Genomic DNA, 22,367 nt, shown 5'->3' on the forward strand with positions numbered 1-22,367 from the left:
TTTGCCACATTAAGAATTCATTAGGATTTTAATGAAGCTGGAGTGCTCTTAATTGTAACAACCGGGCTAATGTGTCACTACGATACGGTTAGGAACGGGCTTGCGTACGAAAATGGCAACCGTTCCGGTGGATAAGCTGTGCGAGTGGTGCCCTCGAGGGTCAATTCCGACTATCCATCGAGGAAATGCAGTGGTGTTCAGTAGGGTATTGCGTAGATGTGATGCGCGTATCTTGCCGTCACCGCCCCGGTGAAGTCAGTGCCTGGCCGCAATCGCGGATCAAATGGACACGCTTCATCGCAGGCAAAAGGTAATGAGGCGTATCCCTATGGCGACGAAGAAGAGCAACGAGTCAATTGATGAAAAGGCCTTCCAGGCTCTGGAAGCGGCCCTTAAGATCGATTTTGACGAGCTTAAGTCGAGCCCTAACGACAAGACTTCCTTGGATAATCCGGAGGAAAATGTGTCTGACTCCACTAATCAGGCTGCTCAGCCCGATCACAGCCGAAATGCCAAGCCTCAGCAGGAAGCCCCCCGCGCCGCGCGAGCAAATGACGCCGCACGCGGGCTCGCTCCTGAACCTGCGCCAAAGTCGCCTCCCCTTTCTCCGGCAAACGACGATGGGCGCCGCTCTCCGGCTGCCATGTTGCGCGCCCTCGACGTTCGCTCGAACCGCGCCGCCATCCGTGTCGCAGCCCTCGTTTCGGTGATCTGGGCCGTGGCCGGCATCGGTGTCGCCAACCTGCTCTATGGCCCACAGATCTGGCAGATCCGCTCGCTGAGCGATCTCGCTGCCACCCCGGGTGCCGTCGGCGTCGCCATTGGCATCGCGCTGCCGATCATGCTCTTCTTCTCCTTCGCCATCATGATCGCCCGCGCGCAGGAACTGCGCAACGCCGCGCGCTCCATGGCCGAAGTGGCATTGCGCCTGGCCGAACCGGAAACTGCGGCCGCCGACCGGGTCATGACCGTCGGTCAGGCCGTTCGCCGCGAAGTCTCGGCGATGAACGAAGGCATCGAGCGCACGATTGCGCGCGCCACCGAACTCGAAACGCTGGTTCACTCCGAGGTGAATGCGCTCGAGCGCAGCTACAGCGAAAACGAACTGCGCGTGCGTACGCTGGTTCAGGAGCTGGGCCTTGAGCGCGAAGCCATCATCGGCCACTCCGAGCGCATCCGCTCGACCATCGCCGGTGCGCATGGCAAGCTGAAGGACGATCTCGACCAGGCCGGCGAAGACATCGCCTCGCGCATCGCCATCTCCGGCGAGGCTTTTGCCTCGCTGATCGACACGCGGGCAGCGGCACTCAGCGAAAAGTCCGACACGGCGCTGCAGAACATCAGCACCATGCTGTCGAACCGCACGGACTCGCTCCTTTCCGGCCTGACGGCAGCCGGCCTCGGCCTCAGCAGCGAATTCGACACCCGCCTCGACCAGCTGAGCGATACGCTGACAAAGCGCGGCGAGCAGCTGCTCGGCCAGTTCGAGACCCGCGCCTCCTCGCTCGATGCTAACACTGAAAAGCTGAATGCCGCGCTGAACGAGCGCGCCCGCCAGCTCAATGAAACGCTGATTGCCCGCACCCGCGACCTCAACGAAAGCCTGAGCGTCGGCCAGCAGGCAATTGCCGGCGGCCTCGAAGACGTGCTCGCGACGCTCAACGCCACCCTCGACGAAAAGGGTGCGCATTTCCGCCAGAGCCTGCGCTCCAGCGCCGACGATGCCATCATGGATCTCGATCTGCGCGGCGGATTCTTCGAAGAAAAGCTGCAGACGACAGTCGGCCACCTTGCCACCGCCTTCGACGAACGCTTCCACGAGTTCGCATCGGCCTTCGACAAGCGCGCCAGCTTGCTCGACACCAAGCTGATGGAAAGCCTGCACCGCATCAACGAGACCGTCAGTGGCGGTTCGGATGCCATCGGTGGCGCGCTCGACAGCAGCATCGAGAAGATCGGCTCGGCGCTTTCGGATCAGTCGCTCACACTCGCGACAGCACTCGGCGCCACCCACGACTTCATCGAGGAGACGATCGGCAGCCGCACGTCCGATCTCAGCAACCTGATCGGCGGAGCCCATAGCCGCATCGACAGCGTTCTTTCCGAAAAGACCAGCAGCCTGATGGGCGCCTTGTCCGAGGCTCAGGATCGCATCGAGAACGGCTTTGGCCAGCGCGCAGATGCGCTTGCAAATGCACTGACATCAAGCGAACAGCGCCTGACCGAGGGCCTCGACACCCGCACGGCACAGTTCGTCGATGGCCTGCACGCGGCCCATGCCCGCATCGAGCAGACGCTGACCGGCTCGACCGACGAGATCACCAGCGCCATCGCGGCAAGCCAGCACCGCCTCGACAACACCCTGTCCGAGCGCACCCTTGCCCTTTCGACCGTGCTTTCGACCGGAACGGACGCGATCGAAGGTGCCGTCGGCGAAACGGCCGACCGGCTGGAGCGTGTTCTTTCGGAACGCAGCCAGGCGATTGCAGAAACCCTTTCGACCCAGACATCGGCACTCGACGGCGTTCTCGCCGATCGCTCCGCCCACATCACCTCGACGATGACGGCCCGCGCCAACGAAATGGCAGATTCCCTGAGCCGTCATGCCGAAGACGTCGCCGACAACCTCACCTTCCGCGCCACGGCCGTTGCCGAGACGATGACCGACCGTGTCGGTGAAATCGAACAGAAGCTTTCGGACAGCGTATCCCTCGTTGCCGAAAACCTCGGTGGCCGCGTCAGCCAGATCTCCGACACTCTTACCAACACCAGCGCTCGCATTGCCGAAGACCTCAGCGGCCGCGTGGGCAAGATCTCGGACGTCCTGACGGCCACCAGCGCCCAGATCGCCGAGGCGCTGACCGCGCGCACCACCGAGGCGACAGCCTCGCTCGCCGGCAAGGCGACGGAAATCGAACAGACGCTGACCGGCCGCGCCGAGCACCTGCGCGAAACACTCTCCTCGACCCACGAGCAGATTCGAGCCACGCTCGACGACCGGATCAACGCAATCAACCTCGCCGTCGACCAGGGCCGCGACCAGCTGGAAGGCATGTTGTCCGACCAGTCCGTGTCGATCGCCACCAGCCTTGCCACCAGCGCCAGCATGCTCGAAATGTCGCTCGAAGAGCGCCAAGCGGCACTTGCCGGCATCATCGACCGCAGCGGCGAAACGCTGGAAGCCCGCATGCGCTCGACGACCGGCAACATTGCCGAGCGCCTGGCGGAAACGGCCGGCCAGATCAGCCTCGCCGCCGACACGCTGACCAACCGCGTCGACATGTCGATCAACGGCCTCAACGACCGCCTTGACGACACCGGTCTGCGCATCGAGACAAGCCTTGGCGCGCTTGAAGAGCGCATGCGCGACAGTGCCGAAAATGTCGGTTCGATTGCCGATGCGGCGGGTGTTCGTGTCGAGACCCGTCTTGGCTCGCTCGAAGACCGTATGCGCGGCAGCGTCGATAATGTCAGCACGATCGTCGATGACACGGCCGCCCGCATCGAGACCCGTCTGGGTTCGCTCGAGGGGCGGATGCACGGGAGCGTCGATAAGGTCAGCGTCATCGTCGATGAAACCAGCAGCCTCATCGAATCTCGCCTCGGAACTTTGGAAGACCGCATCCGCGGCAGCGTCGGCAATGTCAACGCAATCGTCGACGACACCGGTATCCGCATCGAGGCCAGCATTGGCACCCTGGAGGATCGTATCCGCGACAGCGTCGGAAGCGTCAATGCCATCGTCGACGATACCGGCGCCAAGATCGAGACAAGTCTCGGTTCTCTGGAAAGCCGTATTCGAGGCAGTGTCGGCAGCGTCAATGCCTTGGTCGATGACACCGGTCTGCGCCTGGAAACGAGCCTCGGCTCGCTGGAGGATCGCGTCCGCGACAGCGTCGACAGTGTCAACGCTATCGTTGACAACGCCGGCCAGCGCATCGCCGACAGCCTCGGTGAGCGTTCCGGCGAGATCGACCGCGTCAGCGAGGAAGCCGCAAGCCGCATCTCCAGCGCCATCAATGCCGGTACGGACCGCATTGAAGAGCGCCTCGGCACCATGGACCGCGCCCTCAACATCGGCCTCGAAAACGTCAACCGCACGATCGAAGGCAAGGCTGCGGTGCTTGTCACCAGCCTGCGCGGCGCCGTCAGCGAAGCGACGCAGGAGATCGACGCCGAGGCCGGCCGGATCGAAGGCAAGACCGCGGACCTCATCAGCAACCTTCGCGGCGCAGTCGGCGATGTGGTCCAGGAACTCGACACCGAAGCCGCCCGCATCGGAGGCAAGGCTGCCGGTCTCGTCACCAGCCTTCGCGGTGCAGTCGGCGATGTTGCCCAGGAACTCGACACCGAAGCCGCCCGCATCGAAGGCAAGGCTGCCGGTCTCGTCACCAGCCTTCGCGGTGCAGTCGGCGATGTTGCCCAGGAACTTGACACTGAAGCCGCCCGCATCGGAGGCAAGGCTGCCGGTCTCGTCACCAGCCTTCGCGGCGCAGTCGGCGATGTTGCCCAGGAACTCGACACCGAAGCCGCCCGCATCGAGGGCAAGGCTGCCGGTCTCGTCACCAGCCTTCGCAGCGCGGTTAGCGAAGCAGCGCAGGACCTCGACGCGGAAGCGGCCCGTTCCGCCGGCCTTCTTTCCAAGGCTGGTCAGGACTTCGCCAATGTGCTGGCGGCCCGCAACGCCGACTTCGCAAATGCCATTGAGCAGACCGCCTCGACAACGGCCGCACGCCATGCCGAACTCGCCCGCTCGGTCGCCGATGCCTCTGACACCGCCACTGCACGCCTTGCCGCCACGCATGGCCAGGTTGCCAGCCACGCCCAGAACATCCAGCAGGGCTTGGCAGATGCCGAAAAGGCACTGGAAGCCCGTGGTGAGGCGATCCGCAGCACGCTCGACGATCGGACCCGCGAACTCAACTCGATGCTCGCCGGCCGCTCTATGGAACTGTCGCGCATCATCGACGAGCAGGCACGCCCGGTCATCGATCAATATGCCGCAACCGGCCGTGAGGCTGCCGAGCGCATCGCCAGCCTGACGAAGGACAGCACCGATCGCCTGCGCGCGGAAAATGCCGCATTGGTCAATGCCATTACCGAACGCACCGGCGAGACGCTCAACGCCATCTCGCTGCGCGCCGAGGAAACGGCAAAGGCGATGAAGATGGTCGAGAACCGTCTGCAGTCGACGGCCCTCGGCCTGATCGACCAGCTCGCCGCCAACAACACGGCGATCGCAACTGTCATCGACCAGGCAAGCGACAATCTCGGCGACATGGACCAGCGGCTGGAGGCTACGGCCACCCGATTCTCCGAAACCACGCGCCAGGCTTCCGACATGCTGTCGACCTCTACGCGCCTCATCGAAGGCAAGGTCGACAAGCTCTCGGACATCTCGGCCTCTACCCTGTCGCAGATCGGCGGCATCGTCGGCCGCTTCGAGGATCACTCCAAGGTGCTCGGCCAGGCCTCGGACCTGTTGGGCGCCGCCCAGTCGAACCTCGTCAGCACACTCGAGGAACGCCAGGATGCCTTGCGCACCCTGTCGGTCGGCCTCGTCCAGCGCTCGGAAGAAATCGAACGCACCATGCGTGCACTCGAAGGCTTCGTCGATGGTGCCTTCCAGCGTGCCGAAGAGCGCTCAGGTCTGGTTGCTGGTAATCTGCGTAGCGGCATCCAGCAATCCTTCTCGGATGTCGGCCGCCTGCTGTCGAGCACCGAACAGCGTGCAGCCGAAGCCGCCGAATCCATGCGCAATGCGCTGGCCCAGGCCGGCGACGAGGCTGGTGCCTCGGTCGAGGCAGTCTTCTCCCGCGCCGAAGAACGGTCGCGCCAGATTGCCGATACGCTGCGCTCCGGCGTCGAGACCTCGTTCGCCGACGTCAACAAGACGCTCTCGGCGGTCGAGGGCCGCGCGCTCGGCGCCTCCGAGGCGCTCCGCCAGGCGATCGCCAAGGTGGGCGAAGATGCGGGTTCCTCAATCGAGGGTGCATTCGCAACCGCCGAGGAACGCTCCAAGGAAGTGGCGTCCCGCCTGCGCGGCAGCGTCGCGTCGTCTGTCTCCGACGTCGAGCGCATGCTTAGCGAAAGTGGCAAGAAGTCCGACGGCGTCGCAATCCAGCTGCGCGACGCCGTTCGCGTGGCGATCGACGACGCCATCGGCCGCTTCAGCGGTGCGACCGACGATATCCGCCGCTCGGCCGGCGAGATCCGCAAGGAACTCGATATGACCCGCGAAGAGCTGAAGCGCAGCGCCTTCGACCTGCCCGAGGAAGCCAAGGAAAACGCCGCCGTCATGCGTCGTGCCGTGGCCGAGCAGATCAAGGCCCTGCAGGAGCTGTCGGAAATCATCGGCAAGTCCTCGACGCAGCTCGAAGTCGCCCAGCCGCTGCGCCAGCAGCCGGTTGCTGCCGCTGCTGTGGCTGCAGCGCCTGTCGCCCGTCCGGTCCAGCAGCCGGTCGCAGAGCCGCGTCGCCAGGATCCGGCGCCTGCCCTGCGCGGCAGCCTCGGCATCGAACAGGCGACCGTCCAGCAGCCTGCCCCGGCCCAGCCGGAAACGCAGGCCGTCACCAGCGAAGTCGCAGAAGGCGGTGGCTGGATGCGAGACCTGCTGCGTGCCGCGTCGCGGGAAGAAGCGCCGGCAGCCGCACCGCAGCGCCCGGCAGAAAGCCAGCCGGTTGCCCGCAGCGGCGATAACCGCAACCCGCGCCACGTGGTGGAATCGCTGAACTCGCTTTCGGTCGATATCGCCCGGGCCATCGACCACGACGCATCGGTCGACCTGTGGCGCCGCTACCAGCGCGGCGAGCGCGACGTCTTCACCCGCCGGCTCTATACGCTGAAGGGCCAGCAGACCTTCGACGAGATCAAGCGCAAGTACGACCGCGAGCCGGAATTCCGCACCGCCGTCGATCGCTACATCGCCGACTTCGAAAAGCTGCTCGCCGATGTCGCACGCAACGATCCGGACAAGCGCATCACCCAGACCTACCTTACATCCGACACGGGCAAGGTCTACACGATGCTCGCCCACGCCGCCGGCCGCTTCAACTAAGAGGCAGCCCGACCGGCAAGATTTGACGGCCCCATCGCAAGGTGGGGCCGTTTTCACATGTGTCGTCCACAGCGGAAGCGCGCAACAGGTTCGCGTCCGCATCGAGGGCTTCGAGATGTTCTGCATCGACCCAGTGTGACCCACGGCGCGATGACGGTCGTTGTGTGCCTTACCCAGATACCGCATTGTATCCGGATACCACACTGTCGAACCCAAAATCCCTGCCGCATCATCACCGCCGATCTTCCCCAACCACCCGGTGCCGTCGGGCGCCGAGGATCGACATTGAAAAGTGGCGCGTCGGTGCCAGCACAGTGCCGTTGGCGGCGGCACAGTGCCCTAAGTTCAAGGATGCGCGGCATCGCCAATGTTACGGCGCAAGCACGCCCCAGGAGCGGAAGCCGCTTCACTAGTCCCATTTGAATGGCAGAGTTACTCCACGCGCGTTGCGCGCCAACGTGGGCAGCTTACCGGCGGCTACCTACGGCAAACTGCCGTACTACATCACCGCCGATGCTGCCGAGGTGGCGGAGTACCAAGCACCCAACGGATGACCCTTTCATAGCGTCGGCTGGCCGACGCCATTGTCCACAAGAGTATCCCGCAGCCAATCTTGGCGGTGTGGGCCGGAGTGCAGGAGAACGGCGTTTGCCGCACCGTCGACCACAATCGAGAAAGGCGCGGTTCGAGCTTGGAAAAGCCCGGGCATGTTCGTCGCATGATCAGCAAACGCTGACCAGAAGACAGCAGACATGCCTAGCATTCTAAAATTCTGCCCAGGCCCAGGCGGACGCCCTGCCAGGTTCCGCAGTGGTATGTATCCACACCTTAACTATCTCCTGCGGAAGCTGCCGCGAGCATCTCATGCATCTGGCATTAGCCCGACGCGACAGATGTCGCGGTTCACTCCTCATGACGAGAACGACCTGGCGGCCACCACCATAGTAGCTACGCGGCATTGCGTTGCATCAGCGCGTTTGAGTGCATTCCGGCGGCAGCCGGCACATACCCCCAAAGGCGCTTATTTCGGGAAGTAGCAGCGATCCGACCCACTGGTCCGACGCAACCAATCGCGCCACGGTTCGACAACACGAGACAAGGCTCGGATACCCCATCACCGCATTGACACCAGGTTGCTCTTTCCCGTCCAGGCAGAGCCACCTCATGCGCATTTCGCACCGTCGAACGAAAACAACACCGCGCAAAACAAAAGGCCCCGGACAAACCGGGGCCTTTCTAAGGTTTCGATCAAGCTGGCGAAGCCAGTCTGCGATCAATGTTCCTTGTTGGCGTAAACCGACTTCTTGGTCAGGTAGACGAGACCGGTGAAGATCAGCAGGAACACCATGACCATGAAGCCGGTGCGCTTGCGGTCTTCCAGGTGCGGCTCGGCTGCCCACATCAGGAAGGCCGAAACGTCCTTGGCATACTGGTCCACCGTCTGCGGCGTGCCATCCTCGTAGGTAACCTGATCGTTGGAGATCGGCTGGGCCATCGCCAGCGCAGAAGCGTTGGCGAAGTAAGGGTTGTAGTGCGTGCCTTCGGCGACCTGAACGCCTTCCGGCGGCTCATGGTAACCGGTCAGCAGCGCGTGGATATAATCCGGGCCACCTTCCTGGTAAGGCCAGAACATATCGAAGACGAACTGCGGGAAGCCGCGTTCGATGCCGCGCGCCTTGGCGATCAGCGAGAAGTCCGGCGGTGCAGCCCCGTTGTTGGAAGCAGCAGCTGCTTCCTTGTTCGGGTACGGCGACGGGAAGTGATCCGCAGGCACGGCCTTGCGGGTGTACATTTCGCCGTCAGCGTTCGGGCCGTCCTGAACTTCGTAGTTCGCGGCGAAGGCCTTCACCTGTGCGTCGGAATAGCCGAGGCCTTCGAGCGTACGGAATGCCACCAGATTCATCGAGTGGCAGGCCGAACAGACTTCGGTGTAGATCTTCAGGCCACGCTGCAGCTGACCCTTGTCGTAGTTGCCGAACGGGCCGGCAAACGACCAGTCCTGCTGCTCAGGCTTGTGGATCGGATAGTGGGGCGTGCCGCCGCCATGCTCCGCGCCACCTGCCGCCTCTTCAGCGACAGCAGCTCCGAGACCGAGGCCAGCGACGACAGCAAGTGACAGAATGCCTGTTACAAGCTTTTTCATTGTTGTGGGTTCCTTATCAATCGCTGTTCTGATCAGGCACGTGCGGTGGCCGGCTGTGCCTTCGCATTCTTCTTCTCAAGCACCGCCTCGGTGATGGAATTCGGAATGCGCTTCGGCGTTTCGATCAGGCCGAGGACCGGCATGATGACGAGGAAGAAACCGAAGTAGTACAGAGTGCCGATCTGCGACATGACAACGTACAGGCCTTCCGCAGGGCGCGAACCCAGCCAGCCGAGCAGGATGGCGTTGACCACGAAGATCCAGAAGAACAGCTTGTACCAGGGACGGTAGACAGCCGAACGCACCTTCGAGGTATCCAGCCATGGCAGGAAGAACAGGATGATGATCGAGCCGAACATCACCAGAACGCCACCGAGCTTGGAGTCGATCGGGCCGACATTGAAGGTGATGGCGCGCAGCATCGCGTAGAACGGCAAGTAGTACCATTCAGGAACGATGTGGGCAGGCGTCTTCAGAGCGTCAGCCGGAATGTAGTTGTCCGGATGGCCGAGGAAGTTTGGCTGGTAGAATACGAACCATGCATAGACCAGCAGGAACACGGAGACGCCGAGTGCGTCCTTCAAGGTCGCGTAGGGCGTGAAGGGAACGGTATCGGTCTTCGACTTCACTTCGACGCCGGTCGGGTTGGTCTGGCCGGTGACGTGCAGGGCCCAGACGTGAAGCACGACAACGCCGGCGATCATGAAGGGCAGCAGGTAGTGCAGCGAGAAGAAGCGGTTCAGGGTCGGCTGGTCAACGGCAAAGCCGCCAAGCAGGAACTGCTGGATCCACTCACCCACCAAGGGGAAGGCCGAGAAGAAGCCGGTGATAACGGTCGCGCCCCAGAAGGACATCTGACCCCAGGGCAGAACGTAGCCCATGAAGCCGGCAGCCATCATCAGGAGGTAGATGACCACGCCGAGGATCCAGAGGATTTCGCGCGGTGCCTTGTACGAGCCGTAATAGAGGCCACGGGCGATGTGTAGGTAGACGGCGATGAAGAAGAATGATGCGCCGTTGGCGTGCATGTAGCGCAGCAGCCAACCGTGGTTGACGTCGCGCATGATCTTTTCGACCGAGTTGAACGCAACGGTCGTGTCGGAGGCATAGTGCATGGCCAGCACAATACCGGTCAGGATCTGCACGATCAGCATCACGGAAAGCATGGCGCCAAAGGTATATGCGTAGTTCAGGTTCCGGGGAACCGGATAGCTGATGAAGCTGTCGTGAATCATACGCGGCAGCGGAAGACGGGAATCAACCCATTTCTCAATGCCAGTCGTTGGCGTGTAGGTTGAATGTTCAGCACTCATTATCAGTAGTCCCCTCAACCGATCTTGATAACTGTGTCGGAAACGAACGAGAAGGTCGGCACGGCGAGGTTCTCCGGCGCCGGACCTTTACGGATTCGGCCGGCCGTATCGTAGTGGGAACCATGGCAGGGACAGAACCAGCCACCGAAATCACCGGCCTGACCAAGCGGCACGCAGCCGAGATGGGTACAGGAGCCGATCATCACGATCCAGTTTTCCTTGCCTTCGCCGGCGGAGCGATCGAGATCGTTCGCCTCGGCGTCGGTCGGAAGGTTGGCGTTGCGCGCAACCGGATCCTTGAGGTCGGCAAGAGCGACCGCCTTGGCCTCTTCCACTTCCTTCTCAGTGCGGTTGCGGATGAAGATCGGCTTGCCGCGCCATTTGGCCGTCAGCGACATGCCGGCCTGCAGGCTCGACACATCGACCTCGATCGAGGCGAGAGCAAGCGTCGAAGCATCCGGACGCATCTGGTCGATGAATGGCCAAGCGACCGCGCCGGCGCCGACGACGCCCGCCATGCCGGTGGCCAGGTAAAGGAAATCGCGGCGAGTGGGCTCGCCCGAGGTCTCGCTTGAAATGTCGTGTTCGCTCACGGCTAAACCATCCTCTCACGCAATGTTGCGGAAACCGCATCCGCCCAGCGAGATCCCTGCCCTTGCGGTTTCACCTAGGTCAAGGAAGCACGCCCAATCAATGTGCTGACACCTTAGCCGGTTTGCTGTTGCAAACACGTTATCGGGCGTCAGAATCCGAAAAGTGCTGCGCGCACACGGCTCGCAGATTCCCCGTCAATCCGGCGCGTTCTATGCTTGATCGCAAATTATGTCCAGCCTTGACAAGGGTGGGTGGGCAGATTGTCGCGGGGAAAAGCGCGGCCGATTGGCACAAGGACTTGACGGTCGTCATTGCAGTTGGCCGGCGGCCGTTCGAAGGGTGGAGAAAAGGCGACGAGGCCGCCCTACTCTGCCGCTTCTTCGCGTGCCAGAAAGCCGCCGGATTGCCGCGACCAGAGGTCAGCGTAAAGACCGCCCCGAGCGATCAGTTCGGCGTGGGTTCCGTCCTCGACGATCCGGCCCTTATCCATGACGACGAGCCGATCGAGAGCGGCGATCGTCGACAATCGGTGTGCGATAGCAAGCACCGTTTTTCCTTGCATCAGCCGGTCGAGATTGGACTGGATTGCCGCCTCGACTTCGGAATCGAGCGCCGACGTCGCCTCGTCGAGAACGAGGATCGGCGCATCCTTGAGCATGACGCGGGCAATCGCGATACGCTGCCTCTGCCCGCCAGAAAGCTTGACGCCGCGTTCACCGACATGGGCATCGAAACTCCTGCGGCCGCGCTGGTCCTGGAGATCGAGAATGAACTCGTAGGCCTCGGCCCTCTCGGCTGCGATGATCAATTGCTTGTCGGTTGCATCCGGGTGGCCGAAAAGGATGTTGTCCCGGATGGAGCGGTGCAGCAGCGAGGTGTCCTGGCTGACCATGCCGACCTGTGCGCGCAGCGATTCCTGCTTCACCGTCGAAATGTCCTGCCCATCGATCAGGATGCGCCCGCCCTCGAGGTCGTAGAAGCGCAACAGCAGGTTAACGAGCGTTGACTTACCGGCGCCCGAACGGCCGACGATCCCGACCTTTTCGCCTGGACGGATCACGAGCGAGAAGTCGTCGATGACGCCGGCACTCTTGCCGTAATGGAACTTCACATGCTCGAAACGGATTTCCGGCTCGCTGACCGACAACTCCTTGGCATCCGGTTTGTCCACAAGACCGATCGCCTGGGAGACGAGCTCGGCCGAATTCTGGATCGTGCCGATGTTGCGCATGATCGAGTTGAACTGCGTCATCATCCGGCCGAGCAGCATGTTGAGTCGCAGCACCAGCGCCAGCGTGAAGGCAACCGCACCCGAACTGATCGCACCGCCAAGCCAGAGGTGGATGGCATAGACGGCGATGGCCGCGATCATCATGCCCGAAAGCAGCGCAAGCGAGGCACGCACGGCCGTCAGTAGCCGCGTGAAGGGGATCACCGCCCGCTGGAAGCGATCGAAGCCGGCGCGGATATAGCGGTCGTTCTCGTCGTCGCGACCGAACAGTTTCAATGTCTGGATGTTCGAATAGGCATCAACCATCCGCCCGTTCAGCATCGAGGCCATTTCAGCCGTATCGCGCGCGTGCTTGCGGATGCGCGGAACGAAGTAGCGCGCCAGCGCCAGGAAGAGGACGATCCAGAACGCGACCATTGCCGCCAGCCGCCAGTCGAGCTGGGCGATGAGCGCCATGGTCGAGGCGGTATAGATGACGATGAACCAGACGACCTGCAGCAGCGAGACGATCAGATCGCTGGTCGCCTGCGCGCCGGACCAGACTTTCGTCACGATCCGGCCGGAAAAATCGTTCTGGAAGAAGGAAAGCGATTGCCGAGCGACGTGGGTGTAGGTTTGCCAGCGCACGAGATTGAGGAAGCCGGTGATGATCGACTGCTCCTCGACGAGCGCTGCCAGCGACACCGCGACGAAGCGGAACACCAGCACCGTCAGCAACATGAACAGAAGCTCTGGCCCGTTGGCGGAAATTAGCCCGCTCCAGCCCGCTTCGGGCTTCACAGTGTCGAGCAGATCGACCAGCCGTCCGACGAAGTAGAAGAGCCCCGCCTCCAGCATGGCGACAAGGCCCCCGAGGATGGCCATCGCCAGAAACGGCCCTTTGGCCTGGCGGGCGTAGAACCAGGCAAAACCCCACAGCGATTTCGGCGGCTGCAATCGCTCGCGCGGCGCAAACGGCTTGATCCAGTTCTCAAAGATGCTGACGATGGCGCTGAGCATGTTTCCGATATAGGCGGTTCGGCGGCAACAGCAATCGGTTTCCACCATCGGGCGCATTACAAATGCGTTAGGTGACGTGGCAAAACCCCGCCGCCCGCATGGGCGGCAGGGTCACAGCGGATCACTCCGCCGCTTCTTCCTTCTCGGTATCGTCGGCGATGAAGCCGCCCGACTGGCGTGACCAGAGGTCGGCGTAAAGGCCGCCCTTGGCCACGAGTTCGGCATGCGAACCGGTTTCGACGATCCGCCCGGCCTCGAGGATGACCAGGCGGTCCATTTCCGTCAGCGTCGACAGGCGGTGGGCGATCGCGATCACCGTCTTGCCAGCCATCAGCGCGAACAGGTTCTCCTGGATCGCCTGCTCGACTTCGGAATCGAGCGCTGATGTCGCTTCGTCGAGGACGAGGATCGGCGCGTCCTTGAGGAAGACGCGGGCGATCGCGATACGCTGGCGCTGGCCGCCGGAGAGCTTGACGCCCCGTTCGCCGACCTGGGCGTCGAGCCCCTTGCGCCCCTGGTTGTCCTCGAGCGCCTGGATGAACTCCCAGGCATTCGCCCGCTTCGCAGCCGCGGTGATCGCCTCGTCGTCGGCTTCCGGGTGTCCATAGGCGATGTTGTCGCGAATGGAGCGGTGCAGCAGCGAGGTATCCTGCGTGACGACGCCAATCTGGGCGCGCAGGCTATCCTGGGTGACGGTGGCGATATCCTTGCCGTCGATCCGGATTGCGCCTGACTCCACGTCGTAGAACCGCAATAGCAGGTTCATCAGCGTCGTCTTGCCGGCACCCGAGCGTCCGACCAGGCCGATCTTCTCGCCCGGCTTGACGTCGAGCGACAGGTGATCGATGACGCCCTTTGCCTTGCCGTAGTGGAAGCGGACGTTGTCGTAGGTGATCGCACCCTTTTCCGCCTTCAGCGCCTTGGCATCCGGTTCGTCGACGATGTCGTGCGCCTTGGTCATCATGCCGATACCGTCATAGACAGTGCCAATGTTCTCGAACAGCGCCGAGACTTCCCACATGATCCATTGCGACATGCCGTTGATGCGCATGGCCAGACCAACGGCGATCGCGATCGCGCCGACCGAGATGGCACTTGTCAGCCACAGGTGAATGCCGAGCGCGCTGATTGCAAACAGCGCGATGCTGTTGTTGGCGTAGACCAGCACGTGGAACAGCGTCACCTTGCGCATCTGGCGATGCACCGTGTCGAGGAAGCCGTCCATGCCGGCGCGCGCATACGTTTCCTCGCGGCCTGCATGCGAGAACAGCTTGACCGTGCCGATGTTGGTGTAGCTGTCGACGATACGGCCCGTCATCATCGATCGCGCGTCCGCCTGCTCCTTGGAAATCTTCTGCAACCGCGGCACGAAATAGGTAACGATGCAGATGTAGATCACCAGCCAGACGGCGAGCGGCGTCACCAGCCGCCAGTCGGCAGCGGCAACGACGATCAGCATCGTGACGAAATAGCTGACGACATAGACGAAGACGTCGAGGATCTTCATCACCGTTTCGCGAACCGCAAGCGAGGTCTGCATGACCTTGGTCGCCACGCGGCCGGCGAACTCGTTGGCGAAGAACGTCATGCTCTGGCGCAGCAGATAGCGGTGCATCTGCCAGCGGGCGATCATCGGGTAATTGCCGAGCAGCACCTGGTGCATGATGAACGAATCGATCGCCACCAGCAGCGGCAGGCCGATCAGAACCAGGCCGCCCATCCAGATCAGCCGGTGACCTTCCGCCTGCAGGAAGGTGTCGCGATTGGCACTCGACAGCCAGTCGACCATGTTTCCGAGAAACTGGAACAGCGCCACTTCGCCGATGGCGATGAGCATGGTGCAGACCGACATGATGAGCAACCACGGAACTGCGGGCTTGGAATAGTGCCAGCAGAAGCCGAAAAGGCTCTTCGGCGGAAGCACGGGCTCTTCCGTCGGATAGGGATTGAGGCGGGATTCAAACCAGCCAAACATAGACTTGCTCCTTCAGAGTATTTTGAAGGAAGGCGGGAATTTGCCCCGCATTCTTTATCGTGAAAATTTCAGTCCGGAAATGCTGCCCGCCATAGCGGTTTGTCTTCCGGAGTTCCGGAAGCGCGCATCGATCTCTTGAAAGATAAGTCGCGGAACCGGTCAGGCCAAACGGTGGCCCATCACTCCTGGAAGGCGTGTCAACATCAATACAGTCATCATTGCCTCCGTCGGTTCGCGTTGAAGAGAGGTTCTCTCTACCCCTAATCGCGTCGACATGCCAGATTGTCGCAGGCACTTTCCTGCCTGTTTTTTCATCGTTCGGTCGGATGTTGCTCATTCGGCACAGATTAGACACCGCGAAATCAAACGGAAACGACACATGGCAGGCGCGTCCGGCATTGGTAGGAGACGCATATGAACGCATCATCGACGCCCCCTCCCGAATTGAAAGGACAAGGTTTCCATCTGAGGCGGCCGCAAGGGGGCGACGTCGAGGCGCGACTGGCGCTCGGGCGGGATCCCGAGATCCACCGCATGTTCGGTGGCAGCGCCACCTTCGCCCGCGCTTTCGGACAAGCGGATGCAGAAGCGTGGGTGCAACACCTCGTCGAGCATCCAGCTGCCTGGATCATCGATCGCAACGGGCCAATTGGCGAAGTCAGGCTCGACAATATCAACCGGGTCGACCGGCGCGCCTCCTTTGCCATCGGCATCTTCAATCCGAAATTGCTCGGCCAAGGGCTTGGCACTGCCGTCACCAAGCTTGTATTGGCGCATGCGTTCGGCGCGCTCGGCCTGCACCGTGTTTCGCTGCGCGTGCTTGCCTTCAACGAGCGCGCCATCGCCAGCTACCGCAAATGCGGCTTCTCGGTCGAGGGACGAGAGCGAGAGACGGCGCTGATCGACGACGCCTGGCACGACGACATCATGATGGGGATTCTGGCGCATGAATTCTCCGCCGCAAAAGACAAGTCGCAAGAAAAGTGAACAGACGTGAGTGACCTCCGCATTGCCCTCTACCAGCCCGACATTCCCGGCAATACCGGCACGATCCTGCGCCTTGCTGCCTGCCTCGGCCTTGCCGTCGATGTCATCGAGCCGGCGGGCTTCGACCTTTCCGACCGCAATCTCAAGCGCGCCGGTATGGACTATATCGCCTCGGTCACCCTCACCCGCCACATCAACTGGGAACGGTTCGAGGCGTGGCGGGTGCCGACCGGCCGAAGGCTTGTGCTCGCCTCCACCAAGGCCGCCGAGCCCTATACCCGCTTTGAATTCAGGCCCGACGATATCCTGCTGTTCGGTCGGGAAAGCGCCGGTGTGCCAGACCATGTGCATGATCGCGCGGAAGGCCGCATCCTCATCCCGATGGCCGAGGGGCAACGGTCGCTCAACGTCGCCATGTCTGCTGCGATGATCGCCGGCGAGGCGATCCGGCAAGTGCAACTGCTCTGAAAAACATCGCATGGTAATGCCCTGCCTTTCCCGATGGGGGGTGACGATGGGCGCGGCCAACGGCAGCGCCCCAAAATTCAGGCGGCAACCTCGTTGTAGGGCGTCGCCTTGCGGGCCTGCTTCAATGTCCGCGCCCACCAGATGAGCCGATCCATCATCAGGAACAGCGGCGCACGCAGCTCCTCGGGCTTGTAGAGGTTGCCGGCCGCATCGAACTTCGACCAGGCTTTGGCAAACTGGACGCCGTCGCGCAGCGTCACCGCATGCAGCTCGGCAAAGACTTGGCGCAACTGCTCGACGGCGCGGATGCCGCCGGAAGCGCCGCCATAGGAGACGAAGGCGACGGGCTTGGCATGCCACGGCTCGTAGACCGAATCGATCAGTTCCTTCAGCGCGGCCGGGTAGCCGTGATTGTATTCCGGCGTCACCACCAGGAAGGCATCCGCTTCGGCCACCTTGCGCTCCAGCCACTCGCCGGGATTGACCGTGGCGCCGACGCCGCGCGATGCCCTCAGCCGTGCCGGATCGATGACCGTGAGATTGAAGACGTTCGAATCCGAGATCTCACGGATCAGCCAGTTGGCGACCGTGTCGCAGAAGCGCCCCTGCCGGGCGCTGCCGTAGATCACCGCAAGCGTCATTTTCTCTGTCATGGGGATCAGCTCCTTGTTGTGAATTCCATGGAGCTCATGCTATAAAACCTCAACATTAGTTGAGGTCAATAGCCCGCCATGACGATTGTAAGAAACAGCGAAATGCGACGCGAACTGACCGTCGGCGAAGTCGCCGAACGCAGCGGCGTCGCCGTTTCCACCTTGCATTTCTATGAGGCCAAGGGTCTGATCCGCAGCAACCGCAGCCGCGGCAACCAGCGCCGCTATCCCCGAAGCGTGCTGAGGCGCGTGGCGGTGATCAAGGTGGCGCAACGGACCGGAATTCCGCTTTCGGAAATCCAGGCGGCGCTGACGGTGCTGCCCGACGACCGGCCCCTGACGGTGCAGGATTGGGCTCGGCTGTCGGAAAGCTGGCACGAGCAACTGAATGCGCGCATCGCCAGCCTGATGGCGCTACGCGACCACCTGACGAGCTGTATCGGCTGCGGATGTCTGTCGCTCAGGGAATGTCCGCTGCGCAACCCCTACGATGTGCTCTCGATGGAAGGCGCCGGCCCTCGGCTGATGGATGCGACGGAAGAGGACGGCCAGCCCTAGGAGGCCTCAGTCTGCAGTCGGCAGGCGGCGCATGGTGAACTCGATCTCGTCGCCGTCGAGCTGGCGCCAGCTTTCCACTTCGGTCCAATAGGCGGCTTTTGGCCAGGTATCGAACCATTCGCGCGCCTTGGCGCGGGCCGCACTTCGATCGAGCCGAAAGGTTTCACGCACGAAAAGGCCATCGCCTCGTGTCGGATTGTCCCGGCGATGCCGGGCGATCTGGCGCCGCAAACCATCGAGCGGCGGACCTGCGGGTATTCTTGCCATGGGCCATACCTCTGGAGGTAAAGATAGTGTGAGTATCGGGCCATTGCGAGTCCGTTTTACACCGCCCATACGATGCGGCAGACTGCAGCGCGGCGCGCCAAATATGACGCGCAAAGGACGCTGCAGCGCTTTAGACTTGCTGCATAATTTTCTCCTTAAATCGAATCTGATTTAAGGAATTATGCAGTAGCCCGATGGCCCCTCCGCCGTTGCCAATCCGGCGGAAATATGAACTGTGGCCCATATCAACGAATCGGCGGCTTTCCGGCGCGCAAAGCCGCGAACAGGACAAATTTTCATGGAACGACCGCAACTACCCCAGGGGCTGCCTGCCGATATCGAAGACAAGAAGGCAGCAGCCAGAGCCTGGTTCGAAAGCCTGCGCGATACGATCTGCGCCGCTTTCGAGGCTGTCGAAGACGACCTGACCGGCCCGCTGTCCGACCGTGAACCGGGCCGCTTTGTCGGCAAGGAATGGAGCCGGGACGGCGGCGAAGGCGGCGGCGGTCGCATGTCGATGATGGAAGGTCGCGTCTTCGAGAAGGTCGGCGTACACACCTCGACCGTCTTCGGCGAATTCTCACCGGAATTCCGTGAGCAGATCCCCGGCGCCAGCGAAGACCCACGCTTCTGGGCATCGGGTATCTCGCTGATCGCGCATCCCGTGAACCCCAATGTGCCGGCCGTTCACATGAACACCCGCATGGTCGTCACCACCAGCAACTGGTTCGGCGGTGGCGCAGACCTGACGCCGGTGCTCGACCGCCGCCGCGTCATGACCGACCCTGACACGCAGCTGTTCCACCGCGCGATGGAGATCACCTGCAACCGTCACTCGGTGGCTGATCACGCCAGGTACAAGCAGTGGTGCGACGAGTACTTCTTCCTGAAGCACCGCAACGAGCCGCGCGGGACCGGTGGCATCTTCTACGATTGGCTTCAGTCTCCGGCCGAGCAAGGCGGTTGGGACGCGGACTTCGCCTTCACGCGTGATGTCGGCAAGGCGTTCGCGCTTGTCTACCCCAAGATCGTGCGCACCAATTTCAATACGCCCTGGACCGAGGAAGATCGCGACGAGCAGCTCGTGCGTCGCGGCCACTATGTCGAGTTTAACCTGCTCTACGACCGCGGCACCATCTTCGGCCTGAAGACCGGCGGCAATGTCGAGTCGATCCTCTCGTCCCTGCCCCCGGTCGTGCGCTGGCCCTAAAAAATTTCTACTGCATGTTTCCTTAAATCCTATTCGATTTAAGGATAAAAACACGCAGCAACTCAAGGTGCTACAGCGACCTTTGCGCGTCTCATAAGACGCGCGGCGCTGTAGGAAAAGTGCGAAGCGGTTTCCGTCAGGAAATACTTGGAAATGAAGAGATAGAGCGTTTCTGAGGCTCCTTTTGAACGAAACCGAAGGTGCGCGGACGTCATTTGCAGATGCGCACCTTCTTGATCACCACCCGGCCATAGGCGCCATAGGTCTGCACCGTCTTGACCACGCAGGTCTGTCGATAACCGTAGCTGTAGTTGCCGGCTTTTGCCGGAATGGCGAGAGCAATGACAGTCGTCATCGCGAGCGCGACGGCGAAGAGAGAATGGCGCATGAATGGTTCCCCGTTCGAATTCTGCGGCCAGGAATGACGTGCGATCCGCATGTCCGAGCCATCGCACGAAAGCCTGGATTGCGCTGTTTCGATTGGAACAGCTGAACAAATCGTCGAGCGCCGCGTTGTCCTTCCATCGAGGAAGGGGGCCGGACCATGATCTTCAAGAAGCGCACATTTCACGGCAGCGAACCGGATCGCAGCACCGGGGATCACCCCGCCGAGCTGGAACGTCGCGTGGCGCATGGCCTTGCGGTGACGCCCGGGCTCGATGCATCCGACGTCACGGTTGTCTGCCAGGGAAATACGATCGTGCTTGCGGGGCATGTCGCCACGAAGGCCGAATCCGCCCGCGCCGAAGAAGCCGCAAGACTGACGAAGGGGGTGGCAGAAGTGGTCAACCGCATCGAGGCGGCAGAGGGAAGATAGGACTGGCTCAGATAGAACCGAGCGTCCAGCCGACGATCTCGGATGCGACCGTCGCGAACGCCTGATCGAGGGCCCTGACGAAGGCCGGGTTGCCGGTGCCCTTGACGCCGGCCGTGGCGCGGAATGCCTTCTGCGCCCGCACAGTGCCGTTCCGGTCATTGACGATCTTTGCAAAGATCTCGACGACCGCCGTATCGGCGCCTTCGGTCGAGATCTCGAAGGAGCGGATCTCGCTGATCACCTGATAGTCGATCGCCAGCCCCTCGCCGGGCTTGCCGACGCCCGCCACCTTGCCGGTATTCTCGAACGCCTGAACCAGCTTTGCCTGCACCATGCGCGGCAGGCGGTCGCTCCATTGTGCCTTGGACAGATACTGCAGCTCCGAACCGGAAAGACGGATGACGACCTGGTCGCTGTCGAGCGCTTTCAGCGCCGTCGGTTCCGGCACGAGTATCTGCTTGCTGGTCGCAGCCCGTCCTTCGACGACCGGCGACGCGGAAAGGCTGAATGTATCGTTGACGGCAGCACCGGCGCCGCACCCGGCCAACAAGACAGCCAGCGTGAAAACCAGGGCAGAGCGTTTCGCTCCCGTCTCACGCATACACACCAGCCCCGGAAAATTCATACTGCCCAAACCCTTGTCCAATTCGCAGCACCTTAGAGCGCTCTTTAATGAAAGCAACCCGCCGGCCCCACCCGGCTTTGTCTTACCTGATTCAGCGTCGGGTGCGACCATCGTATTGCTTGACTGTTTCGCCGCCGAACAGCAGGCGTTGCGGATTCTTGTCGAATGTCGAAATCGTATTCTCGAGGCTCTGCACGGTGCGACGTGTATCGGTCACCAGTGCCTCGACATCGCGAAGGCCGGAGCCGGAGAACCGCTTCAGATTGTCTGCAATCGGGCCGATCTGGGCGTTGAGGTTGTCGGCCATCTTGCGGAACGATTCGAGCGTGGTGCGCGCCTCGGCCGAAAGCGACGGTGCGTCGGCATCGCCGAGGAACCCATCGACCTTGACGAGGATGCTGTCGACGCGGCTGGAGGCAGCATTCAGCTTGCTGGCCATCTGGGTCACGTCGGTGATCGTGCGATCGATGTCCTGCTGGCGCGCCGTGATCTTCTCGGCAAACTGCGTGATGTTGGCGACCGTCCTGCGGGCGTCGGCACTTGCTGCCGAAATGTCGTTGACAACAAGTTCGACCTTCTGCTTGTCGACGGCAGCCACCAGCGTATCGACGCGCTCGAGCGTCTTCTGCGCATTCTTGCCGAACTGGTCATAGGTCTCGACCGTGCGCTTGAACGCTGCAATGGTTTCGGAAACGCCGCCTGAGGCGGCCTTCAGGTCATTGCTAAGCTGCTCAACGTTGCTGACGATATGATCGATCTTTTTCGGATCGACCGACTTCACCAGCACGTCGGCCGAGGCAAGGGTCGAATCAAGCTTCTTCGACGCGGCATTGATCGATGCCGAAAGCTCGGTCACGCTTTTCAGGAAGTCGTCGATTGCGCCGGAATTGTCGGCAAGCGCCTTGGAGAATTTCTCGGCATTGCCGATCGTGCTGGTCAGGGGGCCGCGCACGTCCTTGACGAAGCCCTGGATGTCGCTGATCGCATCGTCGGCGCGGTCCATGATCTTGTCCGCTGTCGCGAGCAAGCTGGTGACGCTCGACTGGTCGGCAAGAATGCGCGCCTGCGTACCATTTTCAACGGCGCTGCGCAGGATGTTCTCATCGCCCTTGTTGCCACCGCTCAGCTCGATATAGGCAGAACCCGTCAAACCTTGCACTTCGAGCGTCGCCTTGGTCGATTTCAGCACGGGCGCATCGATGGAGACTTCCGTGACAGCAATCGAGTAACGCGGATCGTTGGCGTCGATCGCCAGATTGCGCACCGAGCCGACGGGAATGCCGTTGAAGCGAACAGGCGAGCCGACGGAGAGCCCGTTGGCGGAACCCGGAATGTTGACGACCAGCTCGACCATCTCGCCGCTGCGGCCGTATTGCGACATCCAGTAGACGAAGCCGAAGGCAGCCGCGATCACGAACACCGTGAAGAAGCCGACAATGGCGTAGTTCGCTTTAGTTTCCATTCGTCCCG

General features: G+C 62.0%; 17 protein-coding genes. 6 read left to right on the forward strand and 11 right to left on the reverse strand.

Annotated features, from left to right (window positions below):
• Positions 1-328 precede the first annotated feature (328 nt).
• Positions 329-7,057, forward strand: a complete 6,729-nt coding sequence (locus tag C6558_RS18685) for a kinesin (RefSeq protein ID WP_057208687.1) — start codon at positions 329-331, stop codon at positions 7,055-7,057.
• Positions 7,058-8,330: 1,273 nt separating this feature from the next.
• Here the strand turns inward: C6558_RS18685 and C6558_RS18695 are convergent.
• From C6558_RS18695 to C6558_RS39945, 6 genes are all read right to left on the reverse strand, one after another.
• Positions 8,331-9,200 (reverse strand): cytochrome c1, encoded by an 870-nt coding sequence (locus C6558_RS18695; protein ID WP_025427195.1) that lies wholly within the window; start codon positions 9,198-9,200, stop codon positions 8,331-8,333.
• Between the two features lie 32 nt (positions 9,201-9,232).
• Positions 9,233-10,513 (reverse strand): cytochrome b/b6, encoded by a 1,281-nt coding sequence (locus tag C6558_RS18700; protein WP_025427196.1) that lies wholly within the window; start codon positions 10,511-10,513, stop codon positions 9,233-9,235.
• Between the two features lie 14 nt (positions 10,514-10,527).
• Entirely contained in the window at positions 10,528-11,106 is a 579-nt protein-coding gene (gene petA / locus C6558_RS18705) for a ubiquinol-cytochrome c reductase iron-sulfur subunit (protein ID WP_025427197.1), read from the reverse strand.
• 365 nt (positions 11,107-11,471) lie between these two features.
• On the reverse strand, positions 11,472-13,337 hold the full coding sequence (locus tag C6558_RS18710; RefSeq protein ID WP_038576142.1) for an ABC transporter ATP-binding protein: 1,866 nt from the start codon (positions 13,335-13,337) through the stop codon (positions 11,472-11,474).
• 121 nt (positions 13,338-13,458) lie between these two features.
• Positions 13,459-15,312, reverse strand: a complete 1,854-nt coding sequence (locus C6558_RS18715) for an ABC transporter ATP-binding protein (protein ID WP_107027594.1) — start codon at positions 15,310-15,312, stop codon at positions 13,459-13,461.
• Positions 15,296-15,739 carry a hypothetical protein gene (locus C6558_RS39945; protein WP_144239149.1) on the reverse strand — a complete coding sequence of 148 codons (444 nt, stop codon included), beginning with the start codon at positions 15,737-15,739 and terminating at the stop codon, positions 15,296-15,298. Before C6558_RS39945 ends, C6558_RS18715 begins: the two co-directional genes overlap by 17 nt.
• On the opposite strand from C6558_RS39945, the gene C6558_RS18720 reads away from it, so the two are divergent.
• Together C6558_RS18720 and C6558_RS18725 are read left to right on the forward strand one after the other, a co-directional pair.
• Positions 15,727-16,299 (forward strand): GNAT family N-acetyltransferase, encoded by a 573-nt coding sequence (locus C6558_RS18720; RefSeq protein ID WP_025427200.1) that lies wholly within the window; start codon positions 15,727-15,729, stop codon positions 16,297-16,299. The genes C6558_RS39945 and C6558_RS18720 overlap by 13 nt on opposite strands.
• A gap of 6 nt (positions 16,300-16,305) precedes the next feature.
• A complete protein-coding gene (locus tag C6558_RS18725) occupies positions 16,306-16,767 on the forward strand; it encodes a tRNA (cytidine(34)-2'-O)-methyltransferase (RefSeq protein ID WP_057208691.1) in 462 nt (153 codons plus the stop codon).
• Positions 16,768-16,844: 77 nt separating this feature from the next.
• Here C6558_RS18725 and C6558_RS18730 read toward each other — a convergent pair whose 3' ends face one another.
• Positions 16,845-17,420, reverse strand: coding sequence for an NADPH-dependent FMN reductase (locus tag C6558_RS18730; protein WP_025427202.1), 576 nt, complete (start codon positions 17,418-17,420; stop codon positions 16,845-16,847).
• Between the two features lie 78 nt (positions 17,421-17,498).
• Here C6558_RS18730 and soxR point away from each other — a divergent pair, with 78 nt between their 5' ends.
• On the forward strand, positions 17,499-17,978 hold the full coding sequence (gene soxR, locus C6558_RS18735) for a redox-sensitive transcriptional activator SoxR (RefSeq protein WP_025427203.1): 480 nt from the start codon (positions 17,499-17,501) through the stop codon (positions 17,976-17,978).
• Between the two features lie 6 nt (positions 17,979-17,984).
• On the opposite strand, the gene C6558_RS18740 is transcribed toward soxR, so the two are convergent.
• Positions 17,985-18,245, reverse strand: a complete 261-nt coding sequence (locus C6558_RS18740) for a hypothetical protein (protein ID WP_025427204.1) — start codon at positions 18,243-18,245, stop codon at positions 17,985-17,987.
• 298 nt (positions 18,246-18,543) lie between these two features.
• Here C6558_RS18740 and hemF point away from each other — a divergent pair, with 298 nt between their 5' ends.
• A complete protein-coding gene (gene hemF, locus C6558_RS18745; RefSeq protein WP_107027608.1) occupies positions 18,544-19,455 on the forward strand; it encodes an oxygen-dependent coproporphyrinogen oxidase in 912 nt (303 codons plus the stop codon).
• 211 nt (positions 19,456-19,666) lie between these two features.
• Here hemF and C6558_RS39955 read toward each other — a convergent pair whose 3' ends face one another.
• Positions 19,667-19,843, reverse strand: coding sequence for a hypothetical protein (locus C6558_RS39955; RefSeq protein ID WP_156407975.1), 177 nt, complete (start codon positions 19,841-19,843; stop codon positions 19,667-19,669).
• Positions 19,844-19,999: 156 nt separating this feature from the next.
• Between C6558_RS39955 and C6558_RS18755 the strand changes: the two genes are divergently transcribed.
• A complete protein-coding gene (locus C6558_RS18755) occupies positions 20,000-20,272 on the forward strand; it encodes a BON domain-containing protein (RefSeq protein WP_025427207.1) in 273 nt (90 codons plus the stop codon).
• Between the two features lie 7 nt (positions 20,273-20,279).
• Here C6558_RS18755 and C6558_RS18760 read toward each other — a convergent pair whose 3' ends face one another.
• A complete protein-coding gene (locus C6558_RS18760) occupies positions 20,280-20,897 on the reverse strand; it encodes an ABC-type transport auxiliary lipoprotein family protein (RefSeq protein ID WP_025427208.1) in 618 nt (205 codons plus the stop codon).
• Positions 20,898-20,988: 91 nt separating this feature from the next.
• The gene (locus C6558_RS18765; RefSeq protein ID WP_025427209.1) at positions 20,989-22,359 is read right to left on the reverse strand and encodes an MlaD family protein; all 1,371 of its coding nucleotides are present in this window, start codon (positions 22,357-22,359) and stop codon (positions 20,989-20,991) included.
• Positions 22,360-22,367 lie beyond the last annotated feature (8 nt).

The organism is Ensifer sp. NM-2, assembly GCF_003024455.1.
GTDB classification, from domain to species: Bacteria; Pseudomonadota; Alphaproteobacteria; order Rhizobiales; family Rhizobiaceae; genus Ensifer; species Ensifer canadensis.